Genomic DNA, 19763 nt, shown 5'->3' with positions numbered 1-19763 from the left:
CGGGAGGGCGAGCGTTTATAACGAAAGACAAAATATCGCGGCTAGCGATGCCGTGTGGGCATCATTCCGCGTAAGCGATCAGCAGATCCTTTGCGTCGATCTGGTCACCCGGGCGCACAAGAACCTCGGCGACCTTGCCATCGCGTTCGGCGTGAAGCGCAGTTTCCATCTTCATGGCTTCGATGGAGAGCAGCACGTCGCCGGCCTTGACCTCCTGACCCTGGTTGATGAAGACGCGGCTGATCACGCCCGGCATCGGCGCACCAATATGCGTGCCATTGCCGAGTTCCGCTTTGCGGCGCACCGCAGAGCCGGATGCGCCATGAGCGCGATCCGGCACCTTGATGCGGCGCGGCTGGCCGTTGATCTCGAAGAACACCGTCACCATGCCCTTATCGTCAGTGCCTGAAGAGGCTTGATTGACGATGACCAGCGTTTTGCCGCGCTCGATATCGGCAAACAGCTCTTCACCGTCCTCCATGCCGTAGAAATACGCATGGGTGGGAAGCACGGAAACCGGACCGTAGGTCTCGGAGGTCAGCGCGAAATCGGTAAACACCTTCGGATACATCAGATAGGATGCGAATTCGAAGTCGTTCACGGAACGCTCGAGTTTGGTCTCGATCGCCTTTCTCTCCGCATCGAGATCGGCATCCGGCAGCAAAGAGCCGGGACGAACCGTATAGGGCGCGTCACCCTTCAGCGCCTTTTTCTGCAGGGCTTCCGGCCAGCCGCCTGGCGACTGCCCAAGATCGCCCTTCAGCATCGAAACCACCGAGTCCGGGAAGGACACTTCGCGATCAGGATTTTCCACGTCGGCGACCGTCAGATCCTGGCTCACCATCATCAGCGCCATATCGCCGACAACCTTGGAGGACGGCGTGACCTTGACGATATCGCCGAACATCCGGTTGGCGTCGGCATAGGCCTGCGCGACCTCGTGCCAGCGGCTCTCAAGACCGAGCGAGCGCGCCTGCTCCTTGAGATTGGTGAATTGCCCACCGGGCATTTCATGCAGATAGACTTCCGAGGCAGGGCCCTTCAGATCGCTTTCAAAAGCCGCATACTGGTTGCGCGCCGACTCCCAGTAGAACGAGATGCGGCGGATCCATTCCGTATCGAGACCCGTATCGCGTTCCGATCCGGCCAGCGCTTCCACGATGGAACCGAGGCAGGGCTGGGACGTGTTGCCCGAAAGCGCATCCATGGCGGCATCCACCGCATCCACGCCCGCATCGACGGCGGCAAGTACGGTCGCAGCCGCAATGCCGGATGTGTCATGCGTGTGGAAATGGATAGGCAGGCTGGTCGCCTCCCTCAGCGCCTTGAACAGCACCTTGGCAGCGGCAGGCTTCAGAAGTCCCGCCATATCCTTGACGGCGATGATGTGCGCGCCTGCACGCTCCAGCTCGGCGGCGAGGTTGGTATAATATTTCAGGTCGTATTTTGGACGCGCGGAATTGAGGATATCGCCCGTGTAGCAGATGGCCGCTTCGCAGAGCTTGTTCTCCTCGGCGATCGCATCCATCGATACGCGCATATTCTCCACCCAGTTCAGGCAGTCGAACACGCGGAACAGGTCGATACCGCCCTTCGCAGCCTGACGGACGAAATATTTCACGACATTGTCTGGATAGTTCTTGTACCCGACGCCGTTCGCACCGCGCAGCAGCATTTGCAGCAGCAGGTTCGGCGCACCCTCGCGGATCAGCGCCAGGCGCTCCCACGGGTCTTCCGTCAGGAAGCGCATGGAAACGTCGAAAGTGGCGCCGCCCCAGCACTCCAGAGACAGAAGCTGCGGCAAGGCCTTGGCATAGACACTTGCGACGCCGGCAATATCATGGGTACGCATGCGCGTGGCCAGCAGCGACTGATGGCCGTCGCGCATCGTTGTGTCCGTTACCAGCACCCGCTTTTCGTTGCGCATCCAGTCGGCAAAGCCCTTCGGCCCCAGCCGGTCGAGCAATTGCTTGGTGCCATCAGGCGTCGGCGCATCGATGTAGGGAACCACCGGCTGTGCCGCATTTGCCGGTGGCTTAACGCGGCCCTTGGTTTCCGGATGCCCGTTCACCGTCACATCGGCAAGATAGGTGAGCAGTTTCGTAGCGCGGTCCTGACGCTTGACCTGTGCAAACAGCTCCGGCGTCGAATCGATGAAGCGGGTCGTATAGGTGTTGTTGCGGAAACTCGCATGGCCAATGATGGCCTCGAGGAAGGTCAGGTTGGTCGCAACACCGCGAATTCGGAATTCGCGCAGCGCGCGGTCCATGCGGCTGATCGCTTCATCCGGCTGCGGCGCCCAGGCCGTTACCTTCACCAAAAGCGGATCGTAATAACGGGTGATAATCGCCCCCGAATAAGACGTCCCGCCATCCAGACGAATGCCGAAGCCGGACGCCGAGCGGTACGCCGTTATACGGCCGTAGTCGGGAATGAAATTGTGCTCCGGGTCTTCCGTGGTGATACGGCACTGCAGCGCATGGCCGTTGAGGCGGATATCCTCCTGTTTCGGCACACCCGATTCCGGCGTGCCGATGGCGGCCCCTTCCAGAATATGGATTTGCGCCTTGACGATATCGATGCCGGTCACGACTTCGGTGACGGTATGCTCCACCTGAATGCGCGGATTGACCTCGATGAAGTAGAATTTGCCGGTATCGACATCCATCAGATATTCGACCGTGCCGGCGCCGATATAATTGGTCGCAGCCGCGATCTTTAAAGAATAGGCGGCCAGTTCCTGACGCTGCGCTTCGCTGAGATAGGGTGCCGGCGCGCGCTCAACCACTTTTTGATTGCGGCGCTGGATCGAACAATCGCGCTCGAACAGATGCACGACATTGCCGTGGGTATCACCGAGAACCTGGCTCTCGACGTGGCGGGCGCGCTCGAGCAGCTTTTCGAGATAGACCTCGTCCTTGCCGAAAGCGGCCTTCGCCTCGCGCTTGGCCTCGGTGACCTCGCGTGCCAGATCCTCCTTTTTGCGGATGGCGCGCATGCCGCGACCGCCGCCGCCCCAGGAGGCCTTCAGCATCACGGGATAACCGATCTCTTCGGCCAGCCGCTCCACCTCGGCCATGTCATCCGGCAGCGGCTTGGTTGCAGGAACAACGGGAACATTGACCGAGATCGCCAGATTGCGGGCGGCAACCTTGTTGCCGAGCTGGCGCATCGTATCTGCCGTGGGTCCGATGAAGGTGATGCCAGCCTTGTTACAGGCCTCAACGAATTCGGGGCTTTCGGACAAAAGGCCGTAACCGGGATGGATCGCGTCCGCGCCGGAAAGTCTGGCCACGCGGATGACCTCCTCAATCGAGAGGTAGCTCTCGATTGGTCCCATATCCTTGGCGAGATGCGGCCCCCTGCCGACCTGATAACTTTCATCCGCCTTGAAGCGGTGCAAAGACAGCTTGTCCTCTTCCGCCCAAATGGCGACGGTTTTTATCCCCAGCTCGTTCGCTGCCCGGAAAACTCGGATCGCAATTTCGGATCGGTTGGCAACAAGTATTTTCGATATTTTCAAGACGGTCTCCCCACACGCCAAAACAGAATTTCTGCTGCACTGCGGAATTAAGCAGCAAAACCCGGTCTTGAAAAGGGCAATTCGGGAGAGAAGCGTACTGTCGTAACTAGCTCAGCAGGCCGTTGCGAAAGGCGAGTGCTACAGTATGCTGCCTGTTCTTGGCGCTGAACCGACGCTGGATTCCATTGATATACCAGTCGACCGTGTGATTGGAGATCGATAGCTGGCGTCCAATTTCGGTTGAGGTCATGCCATCAGCCATCAGCGTCAGAACTTCCATTTCCCGCCTTGTAAGTTCAAGAGCGGAAACATTCGGCGCGTTGTTGAGGTTATGGACCTGGCCTGAAAGATCGAGCAGACGCCAGAACACCGCGCGCGTGGCCGCATCCAGCAGCTCAACGTGCAACGAAGGCAATTGCCGGTCCTCGCCGCCAAGGAACACCGCGCCGATGAATCCCGCGCGCCCGTGCACCGGAAAGGCATACCCACCCTGCAGACCGTAACGGCCGGCATCGTGAAAAAACACATTCGCCCTTTTTCGATGCATCGCGCGGGGCAGGCCCTCAAGCGCCTCTTTCCACTGAAACGGCTTGTGCACCATGCCGATCACCTTACGGACGGGATCGACGAGATTATATTTCTTGGCGCGGTAGACCTCGATCCACCCTTCCGGGAGATGTTGTGCGAGAATCTGGCCGGTGGAAGCAAGCTCCCCGGTCATCCGCCGGCTGACGAGGAAATATTCGAAACCATATTCGCGAATAAGTGTTACAAATTCGGAGCGAACACGATCAGCGTTTCCCGCCTGGTAGCACGCAGAGATGAAGTGAAGAATATCATGCATAAAGACACATGCCCGGAGCTTGGCTGGAAGGGATGACATGAAGGACATGGTCCCGCGAGGACGTCATGTTACTCGGGCGCCGGTCGGTTCAGACTGAACATATCGTCGTTAGCAATCCCTGAAACGAACATGCAAAATCTTGTGACGGCGTCCCCTAGAAACATCGGGTTCAGTTTTTTTTCGGTTCGCACGCGTGCTCGGTTTGTTAAGCCGCCATTCAGACTGAAAGAGCGATAATTACACAAATTTCGCCGTCTCATGCAACCTTGCTAAAACAGCATTGTATTGAGACCGAACAATCAACCGCTCGAAACAGACGCTGGACTGGATTGAAAATTTGACTTTGTTTCAGGTTTACACACGCGCCCTGCGCTATCTGACCGTACATAAATGGCGGGTGTTGATCGTTGTCATCGCCAACATCATTCTTGCAGCGATCACCATTGCCGAACCCGTGCTGTTTGGACGGATCATCGACGCCATCTCTTCCGGCTCCGATGTCACGTCCATCCTCATCCTGTGGGCGGGTTTCGGCGTCTTCAACACCGTGGCTTATGTCGCTGTCGCCCGCGAGGCCGACCGGCTGGCCCATGGTCGCCGCGCGACCCTGCTGACGGAAGCCTTCGGCCGGATCATCTCCATGCCGCTCTCCTGGCACCATCTGCGCGGCACCTCGAACGCGCTGCATACGCTTCTGCGCGCCAGCGAGACGCTGTTCGGCCTGTGGCTCGAATTCATGCGCACGCATCTGGCGACTTTCGTCGCGCTCGTGCTGCTTATTCCGACAGCCATTGCCATGGACCTGCGCCTCAGCTTCGTCCTGATCGGTCTTGGCATCGTCTACTGGTTCATTGGCAAGTGGGTGATGGGCCGCACCAAGGATGGCCAGGCTTCGGTCGAGGAGCATTATCACAGCGTTTTTGCCCATGTCAGCGATTCCATCAGCAACGTGTCCGTCCTGCACAGCTACAACCGCATCGAGGCTGAAACGAAGGCGCTGAAATCCTTCACCGAAAAACTGCTGAGCGCCCAATATCCGGTGCTCGACTGGTGGGCTTTCGCAAGTGCCTTGAACCGCACTGCCTCCACCGTTTCGATGATGATCATCCTCGTCATCGGCACCGTGCTGGTGAAGAACGGCGAATTGCGCGTCGGTGACGTGATTGCCTTCATCGGTTTCGCCAATCTTCTCATCGGCCGTCTCGATCAGATGCGTCAGTTCGTGACCCAGATTTTCGAGGCGCGCGCAAAGCTAGAGGATTTCTTCGTGCTGGAGGATTCCGTCAAGGAACGGGAAGAACCGGGCGACGCCCGGGAATTGTCAAATGTCTCCGGCACCGTGGAGTTCCGCAACGTCAATTTCGGTTTCGCCAACACCAAGCAGGGCGTCCACGACATCTCGTTTACGGCCAAGGCCGGCCAGACGATTGCCATCGTCGGACCGACGGGTGCGGGCAAGACCACGCTCATCAATCTTCTGCAGCGTGTCTATGATCCGGATTCAGGCCAGATTCTGATCGATGGAACCGACATCTCGACGGTGACGAAGAACTCGCTCAGAAACTCCATCGCCACGGTGTTCCAGGATGCCGGCCTTCTCAACCGCTCCATCCGCGAAAACATCCGCCTTGGTCGCGAATCTGCTACCGACGCGGAGGTCGTGGAAGCAGCAGCAGCTGCTGCTGCGACGGATTTCATCGACAGCCGTATCACCGGCTACCTGACCCAGGTGGGTGAACGCGGCAACCGCCTGTCCGGTGGCGAGCGCCAGCGTATCGCCATTGCGCGTGCTATCCTGAAGAACGCTCCCATCCTGGTCCTTGACGAGGCAACCAGCGCGCTGGACGTGGAAACGGAAGCACGGGTTAAGGCCGCCGTGGACGCGCTGAGAATGAACCGCACGACCTTCATCATCGCCCACCGCCTTTCCACGGTGCGCGATGCCGATCAGGTGCTGTTCCTCGATCAGGGCCGCATCATTGAAAAGGGCACGTTTGACGAGCTCAGCCAGCGTGGCGGACGCTTCACCTCGCTGCTGCGCACCAGCGGCCTGCTGACAGAGGACGAGGGCCAGCCCCGGCCGAAAGCCATCGCCTCCTGACACTCTGGCTTACGGAATATAATAAGGGCGGGCACCGTGGTGTCCGCCCTTTTTCTTTGTCCGTTTTCCAAAGTCTGCGAAGCAGCAGACATGTGCCTTGATAATGCAGGAAAGGGCCAAGCCTTAGCCTTAGCCTTAGCCTTAGCCTTAGCCTTAGCCTTAGCCTTAGCCTTGGCCATCAGCATTCAGCGATCCAACAGCGCAGAAACATGGCCCTGTAAAACTGCTCTGCCTGCGTGCCACGTCGAGAGGAGCACGGCTCACATTCTCGTTGGCCCTTGCAAGACCGTCGCGAGGCTGTGTCATTTCTCTAATTGAGATGATGCTGGAGATACCCGCCAGGACAAAGTTGTCACCGCGCCTCCGTACAGACAAACAATACCAGGGCAGCCACAATAAAAATTAAGGCCCCTGCGTCACCGCAGGAGCCTGATTTTAAAAGCAAACGTAGATCCGGTCGTCAGTCGAACGGGATCACCCGATCGTCAGCCGACAGGGGCTTGCCGTCGACGGATACAGAGACCTCTGCCGTGCCGGCCTTACGGCTGACGACGATGTCCTTTGCTTTACCGTCCAGCGTGATCTTCACCGAGAAGCCGCTCCAGTCTTCGGGCAGCGACGGCGCGATGTGAAGCTTGCCTTCGGTTCGGGTGATACCGAGAATGCCCTCGATCGCGGCGCGATAGAGCCAGCCGGCGGAACCCGTGTACCAGCTCCAGCCGCCGCGACCTGCAAAAGCGCCCTCACCATAGACATCGGCGGTCACCACATAAGGTTCGACCCGATAGGTTTCGGACGATGCCGCGTCGAGCGCATGGTTGACCGGGTTGAGCAGCTTGAAGCAGTTCCACGCCTCCTGCGCACGCCCCTGCTTGGCAAGGGCAAGCACTACCCAGGTCGCCGCGTGGGTATATTGTCCGCCGTTTTCGCGCACACCCGGCGGATATCCCTTGATATAACCCGGATCATGCGGCGCCCGCGAGAATGGCGGGGTGAACAGACGGATGATACCGGCCTTTTCATCGACCAGATGCTCAATGACGGCGTCCATCGCCTGCCGTGACCGGCCTTCTTCACCCTCGCCGGAAAGAACGCTCCAGCTCTGGCCAAGTGAATCGATCTGGCATTCCTCGCTGGTGGCGGAACCGAGCGGCGTGCCGTCATCGAAATAACCGCGACGGTAGTAGCTGCCGTCCCAACCCGCAGTTTCGAGAGCATTGCGAAGCTTTTCGCGATGCGCCGACCACCTGCCGGCACGGCCTGTATCACCGCGCTTTTCGGCGATCGCTATGAAATCGCGAAGCGCTCCGGCCAGGAACCAGCCAAGCCAGACACTGGTGCCCTTGCCGCCGATGCCGACACGGTTCATGCCGTCGTTCCAGTCACCGCCGAGGATCAGCGGCAGACCGTTTTCGCCGGTGCGATGGATCGCGAGATCAAGCGCCAGAGCCGCGTGTTCGTAGAGGCTAGCGGATTTGTCGCTCGTCTCCGGCTGGAAGAAGGCATCGTGCTGCCCCGGCATCAATGCCGGTCCCTTGATGAAGGGGATGCTTTCATCAAGGATGGCCGCATCGCCCGTAGCTGAGACGTACTGATTGATCGCATAAGCGAGCCAGACCACGTCATCAGAGATCGTCGTGCGGACACCTGCACCGGTCAAAGGCAGCCACCAATGCTGGACATCACCTTCAGCAAACTGGCGGCCTGCCGCACGCAGGATCTGCTTGCGAGCGAGATCCGGCTGGTAGAGCAGGAATGCCAGCGTGTCCTGAAGCTGGTCACGGAAGCCGAAGGCGCCGCTCGACTGATAGAAGGCCGTGCGCGCCAGGATGCGGCACGCCAGCGCCTGATAGGGCAACCAGCTATTGACCATGTGGTTGAAGCCGGCATCGGGCGTGGTAACCTGCAACTGGCCGGTAAAGCCAGTCCAGAACGCCTTGCTGCCCTCCAGCACCGACTGGAAATCCGCCGCGCGGACTTGTTCGACCAGCGTTGCCGCCTCCTCCGCATTGTCGGCATCGCCGAGAATGAAGGTCATATGCCGTTCTTCGCCCGGCTTCAGATGGATTTCCTGCATCAAGGCGGCGCAGGGATCGCCGTCCACCTCGGTGCTGCCACTGAGCGCCGCACCAGACACAATGCCCTGCGGAGCCTGTGCAGAACCGAAGCGGCCGATGAATTCACGGCGGCTGGTGGTGAAGCCGCTTGCCTCGCTGTCGAGCGTCAGGAAGGCAGTGCGGGTGCTATAGTCGATGCTGTAAGGGTTGGAAGCAAAAATCGCATTGCTGCCGGCATCGTGCCTGCTCAGGATGAACGGCGCAGATTTCTGGCCATTATTGCCCAGCACCCATTCCACATAAGCATAGACTTTCAGGCGGCGGCTTTTCGAACCCTTGTTGCGTACGATGAGCTGCGAGAACTTGACCGGCTTTTCACGGTCTACCGTCTGCGTCACCTCGACTTCAAGCTTATCCGTCTTGCCGGTCATTACGGAGTAACCGAGACCGTGACGGGTTTCGAACAGGGATTCCGGATCACGCGAAAGGGCAGCACAGGGCGTATAGAGCTTTCCTGTTTCCACATCGGCAACATAGAAGGCCTCGCCCGGCCGGTTGATGACCGGATCGTTGCTCCAGGGTGTCAGCTGATAGTCACGGGAATTGCGGCTCCAGGTGAAACCAGCGCCTTCCGCCGACACATGGAAGCCGAAACTTTCGTTCGAGATGACGTTGATCCAAGGATGCGGCGTGGATTGCCCACCATGCAGGCGCACGACATATTCCTCTCCGCTTTTGGCGAAACCACCAAAACCGTTCCAGAAATCGAGATCGCCCGCATCCTCGACAGCCTCAGCGACGGGGAACGCAGGCACCGGCAGGCGAGCCTGCGCGGCCTCAGTCGCGCCGTCAGGACCGCGATGCGCCGCAAAAAGCGACACGGCGCGGTTGATCTGGTCGACAATCTTGCCATTCCGCACATGCAGCACGACACGGGAGGCCGCCAGAAGCGCGCTCCAGGTCTCTTCGTCCATCAAGTCGCGGCGAACGGAGAACACATGCGGCCTACCACCATCGGCGGGATTGATGCGACGCTGTGCCTCGGAAATATGATCCAGCGCATGCTGCATATCCTGTGCATACGACGCGGCCCGTTCGTTGACGATGACGAGATCGAAGATCACGCCGCGCGAACGCAGATATTCGTGGGCGCTGAGCGCCTCACGGGCAATATCCATGTCCATATCGTCGTTGATACGCAGGCTGAAGATCGGGAAATCGCCCGAAATGGCAAGCGGCCAAAGCGCCCGCTGCGAAGCGAGGCCCGTTTTCAGCGTTTCCGAATCCGCGCGCAGATGCATGTCCGGATAGGTCAGATAACGGCCGAGATGCTGGAAAGCGGCGGCCTGCTGCGAAGTGACACCCACATGGCGCATCTGCACCTGCGTGCGCGTCCATGCATGCACGAGTTCATGGGCAAATGCGTCCGGATGGCGATAACGATCGATCGCCTTGTCGACTTCCTCGCGGCTCGGCGCGGCAATCGTCCAGAAAATCACGCTCACCTTCTTGCCGGCCGGTACGCGCACAGTGCGGCGCAACGACAGGATTGGATCGAGCGTGAAGCCGTCGGTGTTGGAAAGCGTGGCACCCGTATCGAATGCAGCCGCTTCACCGAGCGATCGGCCGCGGCCGATGAACTTGGCACGGTCCGTCTCGAACTCCGTCGGGCGCGATGGGCCGGCGTTATCGGCAGCAAGATGCGCGATGATCGTTCCGGGCTCATTCGGGCTGCGGCGGTTACGCCAGGCGCGGATGACATCGCCGCGCCGGCCGATCTCCGTCTGCACGAACATGCGCGAGAATAGCGGATGGGCGTTGTCGTCGTCTTCCGACGCAATAACCGGCTCCATATAGGAGGTCACTTCAATGTAGCGATCCTCGGAACCGACATTGAGCAGCGTGACGCGGCGGCCATCGGCATCGTGCTCGGTGGCGACGATGCATTCAACGACGCTCTGCAGATCGCCGACATTCTTGTGGAATTCGGCCTTGTCGTCGGTGAAGATCGTCTTGGTCTTTTCGCCTTCGATGACACGCGGCTCAGCCGTCGCACTCCACCATTGTCCATTGGTGGTATCGCGCAGGAAGATGAAGGTTCCCCAACGATCTTCGGTCGGGTCGGCCTTCCAGCGGGAAATCGCCTGACCGTTCCATTTCGAATATCCCGCACCCGTTGAGGTGAGCATCGTCGAATAATGGCCGTTCGACAGGAACACCACTTCGCGGTCGCGCACGGCCGGGTCGGCGATGGAGCGCACTTCCGCACGCAGCAGGTCTGCCTGTTCCTTGCCGGGGGTTTCCGGCTCGTATTTGGCGCTCATGACAGGCACTTCGCGCGGTGCCTTTTCCTGCAACAGGAGTTCGGCCGCCTCGATTACCGGGTCGGAATGGAATAGTTCGCGCAACACACCGTCAAAGGCGACGTTGGCGACAGCCGCGATCGACATGCCGTGGTGGTGGGCATAATAGTTGTAGACCACCGCGCAGACCTTGCCGTCAGGCACACGTGTCGGCGTGAAATCCACGGCATCATGGAAGCCGTACTGTCCAAGCGCGCCAAGCTTGCGCAGCTTGTCGAGGTTTTCCAGCGCACCGTCAGGATCGTACTGGCTGGCGAGGATCGACGCATAGGGCGCGATGACAGCATTCTGGCCGAGACCGCGCTTGAGGCCAAGCGTCGGCACACCGAAGTTGGTGTACTGGTAGTTCATGTTGTGATCGCGGGCATTGAACGCCGCTTCGGAAATGCCCCATGGCGTGCCGAGACGGCGGCCGTGGTTCATCTGTTCCTTGACGATCAGATTGTTGGTCTGGTTGAGAATGCCACCCTGACGCTCCTGCATGACGAGCGGAGGCATCAGATATTCGAACATCGAACCCGACCAGGAGACCAACGCGCCCTGCGCACCGATCGGCACGACCTGGCGGCCAAGACGGTACCAGTGCTCGGTCGGCAGATCGCCCTTGGCGATGGCAAACAGGCTGGTCAGGCGGCATTCGGACGCCAGAAGGTCGTAGCAGGCCTCGTCCAGTTCCTTGCTTTCGACGCGGTAGCCGATCGACAGAAGACGGCGGTCCTTGCGATAAAGGAACGTGAAATCCATCGAGAAAGCGAGGTTGCGGCTGCGGTCGCGCAGCGATGCAAGACGCTGGCGTAGCGGCTCCATATTGGTGAGGTCGATGGCGCTGTCTGAAATATGCGCCTCGCAGCAATCCACGAGCAATTGCGCCCAGCGGGTCACTTCCGCGCTCTGCGCAGACTTCACTTCGTGATCGACATTGGTAGCGAGCTTCTGGATGTCGCGCGCGAGTACCGCAAGATTGATGACGCGGATCGATGCGAATTCATGCTCGCGCTTGACCGAGGCAAGAGCGTTCGAAAAACCGATGATGCGTTCTTCGAGGCGGCGATGCAGCGGACGCAGGTTCTTGCGGTCGTCAGGCAGCGCTTTCAGCGTTTCGCGCAGAATACCGGCGAGATCGCCGATACCGTCGAGATTACCCTGAAGATGCGCGGAAGGCGCTTCTGCCCACTGGCGGCAGGCAGACGAAACCGCAATCAGGTGACCGGCGAGATTACCGCTGTCCACCGCCGAAACGTAACGGGGGCCAAGTGTCTGCAGCGTGTCCGTATGGTACCAGTTGTAGAGATGGCCGCGATGTTTCTCCATCTTCTCGACGGTCTGGATCGTGTTCTCGATCCGCTCCAGCGTATCGGCAAAGCTGATCCAGCCAAACTGGCGCGCCGAAATGATGGAAAGCAGGTAAACGCCGATATTGGTAGGCGATGTACGCGAGGCAACAATCGGCTCCGGCGTTTCCTGGAAGTTGTCCGGCGGCAGGTGGTTTTCCTGCGGCGTCACGAAGGCTTCGTAATAACGCCATGTGCGACGCGCGATCTTGCGAAGCTCGAAAGAGACGTGTTCCGAAACGAACAGCCGGTCTTCGGTTTCCGCCGACTGGCTGACATACCAGGCAACGGCGGGAGACAGAACCCAGAGCAGAGTAAAGGGAATGCCGATCAGGAAGGCATTGTCACCGGGCAGCGCCGCAAACAACAGGCCGAGCATGGCCACAACAGGCGCATGCCACATCTGGCGGAAATAATAGGTGATGCCGCCCTGGGCGCTAGACTGCATGCTGGCAGCGGTGCGCCATTCCAGCATCAGCTTGTGGCTGACGAGCAGACGGTAGAGCGAACGGACAATTGCATCCGTCATCATGCAGGCAGAATCGGCAATGAAGACGATACGCAGCGCAACCTGCGCATTGGTGGCGCGGATTTCCGACCAGATGGTGTGGAAATGGGCCTGCGGCACGATATCAGTGGAGCGCGGCACGAGGCCGGAAAGCAGCGAGAGCGTCGGAGCGACGAACAGCGAGAAGATCAGCAGGATCTGCCAGATCAGCGCACCGAGCGGGTCCATGAAATACCAGCCGAGGATCGAGGCAAAGAACCAGGCAATTGGCGTCAGCGAACGGCGCAGGTTATCGACCATCTTCCACCGGCCGATCGCGGTAACACCACGGGCGCGGTCGAGAATATAGGGAAGCAGCTGCCAGTCGCCACGCGCCCAGCGATGCTGGCGCGAGACTTCCACCTCGTAGCGGGTCGGGAAATCCTCGACCAGTTCCACATCGGTCACCAGCGCGCAGCGCGCAAAGGATCCTTCGAGCAAATCATGGCTGAGGATGGAGTTTTCCTCGATCCGGCCCTTAAGCGCCGCCTCGAAGGCATCCACGTCGTAAAGACCCTTGCCGGTGAAGGTGCCTTCGGAGGTCAGGTCCTGATAAACGTCGGAAACGGTGAAGACGTAAGGGTCGATACCGCGATTGATCGAGAAGACACGCTGGAAGACGGAGGCATCCTTGCCCGTCGTCAGCGAAGGCGTAACGCGCGGCTGCAACAGGCCATAACCTTCAACCACACGTCCCGAGACCGGATCGATGACGGGGCGGTTGATCGGGTGATGCATCTTGCCGACGAGCTTGGTCACCGCATCGCGCATCAGGCGCGTATCGGCATCAAGCGTCATGACGTATTTGACATCGGCCGGCACGATATTGGCGCCACCGAGGAATGTCGTGTCCTTGTCGCCGCGCAGCAGCATGTTCAGTTCATGCAGCTTGCCACGCTTACGCTCCCAGCCCATCCAGCAGCCTTCGGACGGGTTGTAGATGCGGCGGCGGTGCAGCAGGTAGAAACGCGTCTTGCCATCGAAGGCATAACGGCTGTTCAGCGCCGCCAGTTCGCGCTTGGCATATTCGAGAATCTCGAGATCGTCGCCGGACTGCTCATATTGGGCATCGCGCCAGTCGCTGACCAGCGCGAAATAAATCTCGCCATGCGGATTGGCGAGATAATGCACCTCGATATTGCGCATCATCTCGTCGACGCTGTCGCGGCTGGTCAACATGCAGGGCACGGCAACAAGCGTGCGGGCGTCCTGTGGAATACCGTTCTTGAACTCGTATCCCACCAAACGGAACGGCTTCACGAAGAAAGTGACGAGCGTGTTGAACAGACCGGTCGCGCCTTCCGAAGCAGGCAATGCAAACATCAAGAGGAATGCGGTCACCACATACCAGGGCATGCCCGCTTCGGCCAGGAACCAGCCGACGGCAAGCATGACGAGCGCGGTGATGAGAAACACTGGCGCCGCAATTGCGAGCCAGTTGAACTTGCGCATTGACCGGACGATATGCTGCGAGACCAGCGGCCTGTAAGCGAGCACCTTTTCAAGCTCGAACCGGCGCTCGCCGACGAGTACGGAGCCGACATTGACGCGATGGTTTTCAGACACCTCGGCAGGCTCGCCGGATCTCGCCATTTCCACGGCGGCACGCGCGACCTCTACCTCTGTCTTGGGGGAGCGACGCGCCAGAAGCTCGATCGTGTTGCGATAGGTGTTGCGAGAACCGAAATCGAGAATCTCGTAATCGGTTTCCTCGCGCAGAACCTTGTCGATATGGCTGACTTCCTCGAACCACACCGACCATTCGGTATCGTCGATTTCCCTCAGGCTCTTGACGATATTGCCCATCGTCACATTGCCGGAGGCCAGCCGGTTGTGTTCCGACATCATGACGTTTTCAGCGTCGGTGCCCGCAGCATGCAGGCGTTCTTCAAGCCAGGCCACCGCAAAACCCGAAGTCTGCGAGCCGTTTCTGAGGCGATAGAGGAACTGCGTCGCAAAGGTTGGGTCATCGACCAGCGAATCGACCTGCTTGAGAAGTGCCGCGGACGCTTCCGCATCGTTCAGGCGAATGATTTCGTCGACGACTTCATTCGCCTTCTGGCGCATGCGGCGCGAGCGTTCCACGCGAATGGAGATGCGGCGAAGATTTTCGATGAGGACAAAACGGATGATGGAGGGCAGCGCCCACAATTCGCCGATCTGCAGCGTCTTCGACGTCTGGTAGCCATCCACCAGCGCCGTCATATTCTCGCGCGAGACCGTGCTGTGGGTATGGGCGACATAAAGCCAGCCGAGGGCCATGACCCGCGGGATCGTCACGCCGCCCACCGTCATTGTCGGCAGCTGGCGATAGAACTTGCGAGGAAAATCGCGGCGGACTTCTTGGATCGCCTCTTCGATGACGTAGTGGTTGTCGAGCAGCCATTCCGCCGCCGGCGTTATCGTCGCGCCATTTTCCGCGTCGACGGCCGTTGTGCGGTAGACCCGCAGGATTTCCTTCTCGTTCTCACGGTGGCGCTCGAAGAAGTCGAACTCCATGAAGCCGGGAAGGGTATCGGCACCGTCGCGCGAAAGCGCGGCACCGGCATCATGCAGTTCCTCGACCGTCATATAGGACGCGCGGATCGAATCATTGTGATCGATCTGCTTCGTCTCGGAATCACGGGCGGCGGCGGTCGGGGTAATATGAAATGACATCGGCTCGTATTCTGAACTTTATGGAGAATTGTTCGACTTGACCGGCGTTTCGTCCGTGGCGGGAATACGCACGAAATCGGGCCACGCTATATTTATGACTTATCCTGAACCTTCGGTGAACCGGATCAGACGTTGTGTGCAACGCATCGTCAAACGGCGAATATCCGCAAGCACGGCGTTTTGCTGCGCGATCCCTCCGAGCATGCAAAGCCGGGGATCTCTGCGGAGAATGGATTTTCGACGACAGGAAAATTTCGCCCTATGGCCCGGCAATGCCGTTCCAACCGGATTTCGCACCTTCCCCCACGGCGAAAATTGTTCGCGCAACGTCAGATAGTCCCCCTTTGACACCTGAAGGGCAACGCGAGGCCGAGAAGGCCTGCGCCACATCCGAAACGCTAATGCCCCAGGACGTCTATAGTTCCATGCCACCTGTCGCGATACGATGCAAGCGATGAATTTCAAGGCATTCCGGCTCCGGCAACGCCCCTTACATGCCCGCGTATATGCTGCTATGAAATTTGCAAAAAGCGCTGGAAAAAAGCGGCGTAACCAGGGACTTCGAAAATGACCAGACAGACCGCAAACATTGCCTCCTTCGCCAACCATATGCCGGATGTGGTGGCAATCCGCCGCCACCTGCACCGGCATCCCGAAATCGGTCTTTCCGAATTCCAGACCTCGGATTTCATTGCCGGGCAGCTGGTGGAAATGGGTTACGAAGTAACGCGCGGACTTGCCGGAACCGGTATCGTCGCCACGCTCCGCAATGGCGACAGTGCCCGCACGCTCGGCATTCGCGCCGATATCGATGCCCTGCCGATCCGTGAGGAAACTGGAGCGGAATATGCAAGCGCCAATGATGGCGTCATGCATGCTTGCGGCCATGACGGACACACGGCCATGCTCCTGGGAGCCGCGAAGATCATCGCCGAACGCAGGAATTTCGATGGGACCCTGCATCTGATCTTCCAGCCGGCGGAGGAGAATTTCGGCGGCGCCCGCATCATGATCGAGGACGGACTGTTCGACCGCTTCCCATGCGATGCGGTTTTTGCCCTCCATAACGATCCCGGCGTACCCTTCGGACAATTCGTCCTGCGCGACGGCCCGATCCTTGCCGCCGTCGATGAATGCAGGATCACCGTCAACGGATATGGCGGCCACGGCGCCGAACCGCAGGATGCGGCCGACCCTATCGTTGCGGGCGCCAGTATCATCATGGCCTTGCAGACGGTGGTGTCCCGTAACATCCATCCGCAACTATCGGCGGTCGTCACTGTTGGCGCATTTCATGCTGGCGTTGCGAGCAACGTCATTCCCGAGAAGGCGGAAATGCTGCTCACCATCCGTTCCTTTGACGCGGGTGTGCGCGACGAACTGGAAAAGCGTATCCGGGCGATAGCCGAAGGCCAGGCGGCCAGCTATGGCATGAGTGTCACGCTCGATTACGAGCGCGGCTACAATGCGACAGTCAACCACAAGGCGGAAACGGACTATGTCGCCGGTCTGGCCCGTCGTTTTGCCGGGGCGGAAAAGGTGGTTGAAATGCAGCGCCCGTCCATGGGCGCGGAAGACTTCGCCTACATGCTTGAAAAACGGCCCGGCTGCTACTTTTTCCTCGGCACCGCGCGCACCGAAAACGACCCGCCGCTGCACCATCCGAAATTCGACTTCAACGACGATATCCTGCCAATCGGAACCGCCTTCTGGGTCGATCTGGCGGAGGATTATCTGAAGGTGTGAATGAATATAAAAAGGCCGGTCGGAGGAGCGACCGGCCTTTTTTTCTCAAGTTTCCTGATGAGAAAATCTGGGAGGATCAGGGAACGAGACCGAGTATGACCGCCGCGACAAAAGCCACGCACACGCCGACAAGAGCCGCGTGAACCGAATCTCTCCAGTTTCGCTGCGACTGGGGCTGCGAGACAAAGTCTTTTGCTTTTCCGGCCTTGGAATAAGACATTGTACAACTCCCTTCCCTGCTCGGCCCGTCAAAGCGGGCACTGCTTATTTCCCGTAAAGAATAGCTTTATTCCCCACTGTTTCAGTAGAGATAAAATTCCATAAGTTCGGCGCATTGGGAAAAATACGGATCGCGACTTGCCGCCGGACAAGCATCAATCTACCCATTGCGCAGGATCAACGTCGCAGACGGCATTTCCGTTCAAAATCATTGGCAGGCTCGGATAAGGACCATGACGGATATAGACGCCATCATCATAGGAGCCGGGGTGATCGGACTGGCGACGGCCCGCGAGCTGGCGATGCGTGGTCTTTCCGTCATCATCCTCGAAGGCGAAAAGGAATTCGGTTCCGCCACCTCTTCGCGCAACAGCGAGGTTATTCACGCCGGGCTTTATTATCCTGAAGGCAGCCTCAAGGCACGCCTTTGCGTTGAAGGCAGGGAGCGGCTTTATACGTTCTGCCAGAGCCATGGCGTTTCGCACCGCCGCTGCGGCAAACTCATCGTGGCAGCGAACGCGGACGAGACGGCTCTCTTGGCGACCCTCAAGGAAAAGGGTAACGCCAATGGCTGCGACGACCTCGAACTGGTCGATGCCACGCAGGCGCTGTCGCTCGAGCCTGCGCTCAACTGCGTAGCGGCCCTGCTTTCACCTTCGACCGGCATCATTGATAGCCATGGTTATATGCTGGCGCTGCTCGGCGACGCGCAAGACCACGGCGCAGCCCTCGCCCTGAATGCACCATTCGAAAGGGCGGAAGCGACCGGCAACGGTTTCCGCGTTCACGTTGGCGGCAAGGAACCTCTCAGCCTGACATGCCGGCTACTCGTCAACTCCGCCGGCCTTCTGGCACCGCTCGCGGCAAAACAGATCGAGGGATTGCCGAAGCACACGATCCCGGAGGCGCGTTTCGCCAAAGGCAGCTATTTTTCGCTGACCGGCAAGTCGCCTTTTTCACGGCTCATCTACCCCGCTCCGCACACCCACGGCCTTGGCGTGCACCTGACGCTGGATCTTGCCGGTCAGGCCCGTTTCGGGCCGGATGTGGAGTGGGTCGACACCATTGATTATGCCGTCGATCCCCGCCGCATGGAGGGTTTTGGCGACGCGATCCGCCGCTATTGGCCGGGCCTGCCAGAACACGCGCTGATCCCGGCCTATTCGGGCATCCGGCCGAAGATTTCAGGACCCGACGAACCAGCCATGGATTTTCGCATCGACGGGCCGGAAACCCACGGACTTGCCGGTCTCGTCAATCTTTTCGGCATCGAAAGCCCCGGCCTCACCGCCTCGCTGGCGATGGCCAACGAGGTTGCGGCACGGCTCTCGAGGCCTGATCCCACCTGATCTCAGCCGAAACGGGACAGCGCGCTCGCCATGATCTCCGGATCGACATTGCCGCCGGAGGCGACCGCAATCACCGTTTCGCTCTCCAGCTCCTTGCCGTGAAACAGCGCCGCCGCCAAGGCCACCGCGCCGCCCGGCTCGACGACGACTTTCAGCCTGTTGAAGGCGAGAACCATGGCCCGCAGTGCTTCCTCTTCGGTCACGGCAATGCCTTTTCCGCAAAGCCCAACCATAATCGGGAAGGTGATGTTACCGGGCTGAGGCGTGACGATTGCATCGCAGATCGAACCGGAAGTCGTTGCATTCCGCTCGATCCTGCCCGCTGCGAGTGAGCGCGCCACATCGTCGAACCGCTCCGGTTCTGACGTCCTGACCTTGTAGTTCGGCGCTTTCGCCGCAAGGGCAAGGGAGATGCCGGATGTAAGGCCGCCGCCGCCGCAGGGCACGAGAACCTCGGCCGCATCGATACCGAGTTCCAAGCCCTGTTCGGCGATTTCCAGCCCGACAGTCCCCTGCCCTGCAATCACCAGCGGTTCGTCGTAGGGCCTGATCAGGGTCAGTCCGCGCTCGCTCGACAGGCGGCCGCCAATGGCGTCGCGATCGTCATTCGCCCGGTCGTAGAGCACCACTTCCGCACCATAGTCGCGGGTATTGTCGATTTTGATTTTTGGTGCATCGGACGGCATGATGATGACGGAAGGCACGCCGTGCAGACGAGCAGCAAGCGCGACGCCCTGCGCATGGTTGCCCGAGGAAAAGGCGATCACGCCACGGGCGCGCACATCGGCCGGCAGACCGGATACCGCCGACCAGCCGCCGCGAAATTTGAACGAACCCGTTCTTTGCAGGCACTCGGCCTTCACGAACAGCTTTCGCCCGGCAATCTCATCCAGAAAATGCGACGACAGAAGCGGTGTCCGCACCGCATGTTCGCCGATGCGCTGGCGCGCTGCCTCAATCATCGAAATATCTGTCATGCCCTGCCCCTGTAATGCGGATGTTGGGTGTACATTAGGAGGTCGCAA

Annotated in this window: 7 protein-coding genes; 3 read left to right on the top strand and 4 right to left on the bottom strand. The window is 59.5% G+C overall.

The features are described from left to right. Positions 1-61: 61 nt before the first annotated feature. Together pyc and J5276_RS00495 are read right to left on the bottom strand one after the other, a co-directional pair. On the bottom strand, positions 62-3523 hold the full coding sequence (gene pyc / locus J5276_RS00500; RefSeq protein WP_038492474.1) for a pyruvate carboxylase: 3462 nt from the start codon (positions 3521-3523) through the stop codon (positions 62-64). A gap of 106 nt (positions 3524-3629) precedes the next feature. Next, the gene (locus J5276_RS00495; protein WP_003516548.1) at positions 3630-4367 is read right to left on the bottom strand and encodes a LuxR family transcriptional regulator; all 738 of its coding nucleotides are present in this window, start codon (positions 4365-4367) and stop codon (positions 3630-3632) included. A 337-nt stretch (positions 4368-4704) separates the two neighbouring features. Here J5276_RS00495 and J5276_RS00490 point away from each other — a divergent pair, with 337 nt between their 5' ends. Beyond that, positions 4705-6468 carry a glucan ABC transporter ATP-binding protein/ permease gene (locus J5276_RS00490; RefSeq protein WP_013636948.1) on the top strand — a complete coding sequence of 588 codons (1764 nt, stop codon included), beginning with the start codon at positions 4705-4707 and terminating at the stop codon, positions 6466-6468. Between the two features lie 460 nt (positions 6469-6928). Here the strand turns inward: J5276_RS00490 and J5276_RS00485 are convergent, their stop codons facing one another. Next, the gene (locus J5276_RS00485) at positions 6929-15424 is read right to left on the bottom strand and encodes a GH36-type glycosyl hydrolase domain-containing protein (RefSeq protein ID WP_112153912.1); all 8496 of its coding nucleotides are present in this window, start codon (positions 15422-15424) and stop codon (positions 6929-6931) included. A gap of 567 nt (positions 15425-15991) precedes the next feature. On the opposite strand from J5276_RS00485, the gene J5276_RS00480 reads away from it, so the two are divergent. Both J5276_RS00480 and J5276_RS00475 read left to right on the top strand, forming a co-directional pair. Beyond that, a complete protein-coding gene (locus J5276_RS00480) occupies positions 15992-17170 on the top strand; it encodes a M20 aminoacylase family protein (RefSeq protein ID WP_162632944.1) in 1179 nt (392 codons plus the stop codon). A gap of 452 nt (positions 17171-17622) precedes the next feature. Beyond that, the gene (locus J5276_RS00475; protein ID WP_112178778.1) at positions 17623-18738 is read left to right on the top strand and encodes an NAD(P)/FAD-dependent oxidoreductase; all 1116 of its coding nucleotides are present in this window, start codon (positions 17623-17625) and stop codon (positions 18736-18738) included. A gap of 2 nt (positions 18739-18740) precedes the next feature. On the opposite strand, the gene J5276_RS00470 is transcribed toward J5276_RS00475, so the two are convergent. Beyond that, positions 18741-19715, bottom strand: coding sequence for a threonine/serine dehydratase (locus J5276_RS00470; RefSeq protein ID WP_112153914.1), 975 nt, complete (start codon positions 19713-19715; stop codon positions 18741-18743). Positions 19716-19763: the final 48 nt, after the last annotated feature.

The sequence above is a fragment of the Agrobacterium sp. S7/73 genome (assembly GCF_019355535.1).
GTDB classification, from domain to species: domain Bacteria; phylum Pseudomonadota; class Alphaproteobacteria; order Rhizobiales; family Rhizobiaceae; genus Agrobacterium; species Agrobacterium tumefaciens.
The sequence above is the reverse complement of the archived record's forward strand: the minus strand, read 5'-3'. Positions and strand labels throughout refer to the sequence as shown.